This window comes from Lysinibacillus sp. BSL11 (genome assembly GCF_052928325.1).
In genome coordinates, this window is sequence record NZ_JAVGCX010000034.1 from 1 (window position 1) to 6,280 (window position 6,280).

Below are 6,280 nucleotides of genomic sequence, written 5' to 3' on the forward strand. Positions count from 1 at the left end.
TAGGGGGTGAACAGTTTTGCGGACGGGATCTAGTCCCACGGGCCAGACGTTCTACCCCGACTACCGTTATAATAAGACCTAAAAGAAAAAGGTCAACCAGAAAAAACTGGCTAACCTCATATTACGATCGGGCCAGATTGTGGAATAAGCAGGAACTAATAATTATTAGGAGAAATATAAAAGTATAGTTCAAATTAACGAAGAGGATTGTTATGAAATGGAGGACGGTAATTATGAAAATTTATAATACAGTTCCATATTTTTTATTAAACTACATGCCCTCGGAGCGGTTCTTAAAACACTACCATGAAAAGTTCTCACAACACTTCAAGGAATACTTTCTGTATCATTGTAAAAATCCAGATGAGAAGATTAAAAACGCAATTCAAAGATACCCTTCCAAAATGAGTGAGATAAAGGAATCGAGTGGAAAAATCGAAAGCCTAATTCAAGAAGTGGTGTTAACTTACAGACAAAAATATAATGTCGAGTTCACTAAAGATGTACATATTATTGTTGGAGCATATGGGTCAAATGCATTTACACATCGTCAAATTATTCCTGAAGTGACATTTTGTTTAGAAAAGCTCTCTTCTGATGATAAACATTTAAAAGTAATTATTGCTCATGAATTTGGTCATACTCTTCATAATATTTTATCAGATCAGGAGGGGGTGGATTGGTCTAAAGTTCAGTGGTTTCATCCCTTTACAATGTTGTTTCAGGAAGGATGTGCAACGTATTTTTCAGAACAAGTTGCTGATGCTGACAAATCGGTCTATTTTTTATACGAAGATAATGGAGAAGAATGGTTAAAATTTGCAGAAGGTAACAAAAATGATATTATCATTACTTTTTTGGAAGATATAAATAAACGTACACAACCTGAAGTTATCCATGAATGGTTTTCAATTAATGGAGGTTCCTACTTTGGTTTCACACGTTTAGGGTATTTTATTGGATACAATGTGATTCAAATCTTAATTGAAAAGTATCAAGAGAAAGAGGCCGTTACACTTTGGAAAGAATCTACCTTCAATAAAGAAATAGAGACTGTGCTTTTAGAACTTACTTAAAATGTTTAATTTACAGTTAAGTTATTCGACAATCGGGCGCAATTCTGTAGCAAGAATTGTGCTTTTTCTTTTTTTTGGGGGGATATTATAGTGTATGGAATCTGTCATTTATCAGTGTATATTTTGGAAAAATCTGATAAAATTTAAATAATTATAATTAGAAGGAGGCGGTATATTATGAAAATCGCGAACATATTTAATGGGGTGAATCTATTTTAAGGGATGAGCGTATAAATCCCCTATAAACTACGTGGTCCCTAAAATCCGGAGGGAAAAAAGTGATTATTAGAGACTATAGAGTTAATGATGAGACTGGTTGGGTAAGATGCCGAACACTTGCGTTTTTACAGACTGCTTATTTTGATAATGTACTAAATAAGAAAGAACGTTATGAAAATCCAGCAATCGAGCTAGTCGCAGAGTTGGACGGTCAAATCGTTGGGCTTATTGATGTAGAATATGAAATAGAAGAACGAACAGTTTGCTCCAGGGGAGAAGGGTTAGGAGGGATGATTTGGCATATCGCTGTTCATCCGGATTTCTCCCGGCGTGGAATAGGACAACAATTACTCTATGCTGCTGAAAATAAAGCTAGAAGAGCGAATTTAAATCGTTTTGAGGCTTGGACAAGAGATGATTTATGGGTTCAGAAATGGTATGAAAAAATGAATTTTAATATCGTTGATTCCTATTATCACGTTTATTTTGAAGAAAATGAAATGAATCATCGAATTCAAAGTAATATGCCCAATCTATACTTAGTTAATGCTTTTACTCATTACGTTGGGAAAGATATTGACCAATTTACAAATAATAAACGTATTCACCAATGTGTTTGTTTTGAAAAATCATTTTAATCATTTCTAAGTTATGAATGACATATTTATCAATAATACTATTCAACAATCGGGCGCGTTTATGAAGTAACGCTGTAGAAAATGATCAAATTTTTTTATAATAAGCAAACTAAAAAATGCTAAAGAAGCAACCATTTTGATTAATCTTTTTTCAAAATGGTTGCTTCTTATTAATCTTAATTTAAGGATTTACGAGGTGTTTTTGTACAAACTTTATTTTAAAGCTACATTTATATCTCATTAAGAATTTTTTGTATGGCAGTTACATATATGGCATTTCTCAGTGCATCTATTTCGGTATCTGTCAGATTATAAGAAGGCTCGACTATAACGACATCCTTATTTTTGCTTAGATCGTTTATAGGACGCATATCAATCGTAAAGGTTGTTTGTTCTTTAAGCAGAGAGTTTTCTCTTTTGAGCTTTTTATTCTCTGCCATAAGCATTCCAACCAATGCCTTTGTTGTTGGTTCGGAGATACTTGCTAAGATATCATCGTTTGCAGGCAAAAGGCACTGATTCCATTTTTACGTTCAGACCGAATGCATGCCCATTTAGAAAAACTGCGCATTGCGCTTGAGATAAGAAGGGATCAGACGATTGCATTGTTGAATAAGTATGCACCAAAGGGCGTTACGTGGATCGAACCAAAAGGTGGGCTTAATATTTGGGTGTCTTTACCTAGTAATGGCAATACGGATGAGCTGTTATGGAAGGCCCAACAAGCCCAAATTACCTTTTTACCAAGCTCAGCTTGTTATCCAGGAGAGCCACAATATCACCATCTGAGAATTAGTTATTCTTATCCTGAACCGCACGACTTAACACAAGGAATCATCAAGCTTTGTCAGCTTATGGAATCCTATTTACAGGACATGCCACCAGTTCGTTGCTAGTTTGTAATTCTTTGTTTACCTGCGTTTTGATGTTATGATGAATAGTGGATATCAATAATCGTCTACATAAAAATCGTGTGGGCATGAACAATACCTAACATGAAAGAGATGGAATAGTGGAATGAGTCATTTAATTGTACAAAATTTAACCAAAACAGTGGGCGATAAAACGCTTTTTCAAAATATTGAATTTACCATTTATGAGGGAGAGCGGGCAGGCTTAATCGGTATAAATGGAACGGGAAAATCAACCCTGTTATCCATTTTAGCTGGGGACATGGAAGCGGATTCGATGACAGTAGATCGCCCGAATAAATACCGTGTCGCTTATTTACCTCAGGAGCCTACATTTCAGGCAGGCGAAACGGTTTTACAAGCTGTCTTTTCAGGCGATTCGCCCATTTTACAGCTGAATCGTCAATATGAGGAAACGGTTGCTGCTCTAGCAAGTAACCCAACTTCCGAGAGTTTACAAAAGACGTTATTTAGTCTGCAACAGCGCATGGATGAAGAGCAGGCATGGGATGTCAATGCCCTTGCGAAGACGGCTTTAACAAAGCTTGGGATTGAAACTTTTGAAAAAGAGGTACTAACGCTATCAGGCGGTCAGCAAAAACGTGTTGCATTAGCGAAGGTGTTAATTGAACCAGCGGATCTTTACTTATTAGATGAGCCCACAAACCATTTAGATGTACAGTCTACCGAATGGCTTCAAGAGATGGTCTTACGATTAAAGGGTGCAGTGATTTTCATCACCCATGATCGTTATTTCTTAGATGAATTATCAACACATATTTACGAGTTAGCGAATCAAACCTTGTATCGTCATACAGGGAATTACGGTGATTATTTAGAGGCTCGAGCTATTCGTGAGGAGATGCAAGCTGCTTCTGCACAGAAGGATCGCAATCGTTATCGGTCAGAATTAAAATGGATTCGTCGTGGTGCGAAGGCGCGTTCAACCAAGCAAAAAGCTCGTATTCAACGCTTTGAAAAGCTAGAAGAAAACCTAGAGCGCAAATCAGAAGATGTTTCCTTGGATATGGGACTTGCGACAACACGACTTGGTCGTAAAGTGCTGGAGGCTGAGAATATTTCGAAAGCCTTTGGACAGCAAAAAATCCTTGAAAATTTCTCATTTTTACTACAGCAAGGTGATCGAATTGGTATTATCGGCGCGAACGGTGTAGGAAAATCAACTTTATTGAACATGCTAGCAGGAGAGCTGACACCCGATCAAGGTGAAATTCTTGTTGGGTCAACAGTGAAGTTGGCACATTTTAAGCAAACATTGCCGAAAATGAATGAAAATGAGCGCATGATTGAATATATACGTGAGGCTTCAAATGATATTACAGATGCAGAGGGCGTCCGTTACTCAGCAGCTCAAATGCTGGAGCGCTTTTTATTCCCGCTGCATGCTCATGGTACACCAATTGGAAAATTATCGGGCGGTGAGCGCAAGCGTCTTCATTTATTACGTTTATTGATGGAGCAACCAAACGTGTTATTACTTGATGAGCCAACGAATGATTTAGATATTGAAACATTAGGTGTGCTAGAGGATTTCATCGAGCATTTCCCAGGCGTGGTTATCACAATTTCCCATGATCGTTTCTTCCTCGACCGTATTGCGAAAAAGCTATGGATACTAGATGGTCAGGGACAAGTTGAGGAAACACTGGATCTATACAGTGAGTATCTGGAGAAACGTGAGCAGGCAGCGACTGTCAAAGTAGAAACGCCAAAAGTGGAAAAGGCCAAATCAGAAAAGCCAAAATCAGACAAAAAAAAGCTATCGTTTAAAGAGCAAAAAGAATGGGAAACGATTGCAGATGAGATAGAGAAAACAGAAACGGCTATTATGGAGACCGAAGAAGGAATCGCCAATGCAGGCTCAGATTTTACCAAGCTACAGGAATTAACAGCTAAGTTGGATGAGCTAAATGCACAATATGAGCATCTTATTGAAAGATGGTCGTATTTAGATGAAATAGTGAACGGATAAGGAGCGATAGACATGAAGATTATTACCATTGAACCGACGCCAAGTCCCAATTCTATGAAGATTGTTGTTGATACAGAGCTACCATTCGGGAAGAGCTATAATTTTACAAAGGATAATAAAGACGAAGCATCAGGCGAGGCGGCTGCTATTTTAGCGATTGAAGGAGTAAAGGGCGTTTACCATGTAGCCGATTTCTTTGCTGTTGAGCGTAATGCCAAATATGCATGGGAAGGCATCCTAGCAAGTATTCGTCAAGTGTTAGGGGAAGATGTCCAAACACAAGAAGAAACGGTTGTGGCCAATGAGTTTTATGGAGAGGTTTATGTCCATGTACAGTTTTACAAGCAGGTGCCTTTACAAGTAAAAGTTTTTGATAACCAACGTGAATATCGTATAAGCTGCGGAGACCGTTTTGTCGATGCTTTTAATCAAATTATTGAGTCGGCAGTAGATGAAAACTATATTTTCCAACGTAAGTGGATTGATTATGGGGTTCGCTACGGTGAGCTGGAGGAAATTGCTGAAACAGTCAAACAGGAAATTGATGTCACTTATTCTGCAGACCGTTTAGCAGAAATTGTCACATCTATCAATAATGATGGTGAAAAAGCCGCTGTGAAAACGGACAAACTCAAAGTGACAGTAGAACAGTTCAAGCAACCTGAATGGGAGAAACGCTTCCAACTGCTCGATCAAATGGCTGACCCTGAGCTAGACGATCTACCGCTATTAGATTTAGCTTTACAGGATGAACAAATGTCTATCCGTCGACTAGCGACGGTGTACTTAGGCATGATTGAGGATGTGGCAGTTGTCCCTTATTTAGAAAGAGCCCTCCAAGATAAAAGTGCAGCAGTACGTCGAACAGCAGGTGACTGCATGAGTGACCTGGGCTTTGTAGAATTTGAAGAAGCCATGCTGCAAGCCTTACAGGACAAAAACAAATTGGTTCGCTGGCGCGCAGCCATGTATTTATATGAGGTCGGCACAGAACAATCCTTAACAGCATTGAAGGCTGCCGAAGATGACAAAGAATTCGAAGTGAAGCTACAAGTGAAAATGGCCATTGCCCGTATCGAACAAGGTGAGGAAGCAAAAGGCTCGGTTTGGAAGCAAATGACCGAATCCCGTCAACAATAATCAGGAAAAACCAGCAAATGCTGGTTTTTTTTGTTTTGTAATGCTGGAGTTTGCTCTAATAAGAGGGTGAGGTTGCATCTGAATAGTGAAGGTCCTCTCCAAGAAGTGAGCGAACCACTCCAATGAAGTGGGAACCCGCTCTTAAAAAGGGTGAACCGCTCCAAAGAAGTGAGAACCGGCTGTTAGTATAAAAAATGGACACGAACTTAAGAGAGACTTATGATGAAGGAACAAAAAGGACGTGTCGAAAATGGAAAAGCAAACAAGAAAAAGATTATCGCAAGAAACCAAAGATTATATTGT

At 38.6% G+C, this 6,280-nt stretch carries 6 protein-coding genes; 5 read left to right on the forward strand and 1 reads right to left on the reverse strand.

Translation table 11 applies throughout. The annotated features are described in order from the left end of the window. Positions 1–233 precede the first annotated feature (233 nt). Both RCJ95_RS23615 and RCJ95_RS23620 read left to right on the forward strand, forming a co-directional pair. Entirely contained in the window at positions 234–1,076 is an 843-nt protein-coding gene (locus RCJ95_RS23615) for a DUF5700 domain-containing putative Zn-dependent protease (protein WP_446722827.1), read from the forward strand. A gap of 278 nt (positions 1,077–1,354) precedes the next feature. Beyond that, entirely contained in the window at positions 1,355–1,933 is a 579-nt protein-coding gene (locus tag RCJ95_RS23620; RefSeq protein WP_257521800.1) for a GNAT family N-acetyltransferase, read from the forward strand. A gap of 230 nt (positions 1,934–2,163) precedes the next feature. On the opposite strand, the gene gmtX is transcribed toward RCJ95_RS23620, so the two are convergent. Further along, on the reverse strand, positions 2,164–2,442 hold the full coding sequence (gene gmtX, locus RCJ95_RS23625) for a gamma-mobile-trio protein GmtX (RefSeq protein WP_257521801.1): 279 nt from the start codon (positions 2,440–2,442) through the stop codon (positions 2,164–2,166). A gap of 33 nt (positions 2,443–2,475) precedes the next feature. Here gmtX and RCJ95_RS23630 point away from each other — a divergent pair, with 33 nt between their 5' ends. From RCJ95_RS23630 to RCJ95_RS23640, 3 genes are all read left to right on the forward strand, one after another. Continuing rightward, positions 2,476–2,829, forward strand: a complete 354-nt coding sequence (locus RCJ95_RS23630; protein ID WP_446722828.1) for a hypothetical protein — start codon at positions 2,476–2,478, stop codon at positions 2,827–2,829. 121 nt (positions 2,830–2,950) lie between these two features. After that, positions 2,951–4,837, forward strand: a complete 1,887-nt coding sequence (locus RCJ95_RS23635; RefSeq protein WP_320939917.1) for an ABC-F family ATP-binding cassette domain-containing protein — start codon at positions 2,951–2,953, stop codon at positions 4,835–4,837. A gap of 12 nt (positions 4,838–4,849) precedes the next feature. Next, positions 4,850–5,977 carry a conserved virulence factor C family protein gene (locus RCJ95_RS23640; RefSeq protein ID WP_313150015.1) on the forward strand — a complete coding sequence of 376 codons (1,128 nt, stop codon included), beginning with the start codon at positions 4,850–4,852 and terminating at the stop codon, positions 5,975–5,977. The last annotated feature ends 303 nt before the right edge of the window (positions 5,978–6,280 follow it).